Origin of the sequence: Paenibacillus sp. AR247, assembly GCF_002968895.1 — a bacterium.
In the GTDB taxonomy this organism is placed as follows: domain Bacteria; phylum Bacillota; class Bacilli; order Paenibacillales; family Paenibacillaceae; genus Paenibacillus_AQ; species Paenibacillus_AQ favisporus.
The window spans coordinates 94647-95093 of the sequence record NZ_PCZT01000024.1; the positions used below are offsets into that span (position 1 = coordinate 94647).

1 pseudogene is annotated in these 447 nt (G+C 67.3%); it reads right to left on the reverse strand.

Features of this window, described 5'->3' with window-relative positions:
- Positions 1–447, reverse strand: a pseudogene (locus CPT76_RS40885) (D-alanyl-D-alanine carboxypeptidase family protein); the annotation flags it as partial.

A 447-nucleotide genomic window follows, 5' to 3' on the forward strand; every position in this document is an offset into this window, starting at 1 on the left:
TCCACCCCCTTGGTGCGGACATGCTGCCCGTAAACGGCCTGCTGGCGCTCATACGAGCGGTAACCGGAGACGGCCCGAAGCTCCAAGCCGGCCTGCGACGCCCCGGCGAACAGCCTTTCGAGCGCGGCGGCGGCTTCCTTTCGCAGCTGCCGTTTCTCATGGTGCCCGTCGAACGTAAAGGGCACGTCCGGTTCCACGAGGTCGGGAGGGGCATACCCTTCCGGAAGGCTGCGCTGCTTGTTGACTACCACGGTGACCGCATCCGGATTGGTTACCACCTGCTTCCCGTTCACGGTCCGGGCCGTAGCCTGCAGCGAATTTTCGCTGCGCTTGGCCAGTACGGGATCGGCGACCCGCTCAAGGCCCGCCTGCCCTCCCGCACCCGAATCTCCGGGAGCGTGCAGGGCTTGTCCGCTCTCCCGCCCTGCCCCCTCTGACCGCTCGCAG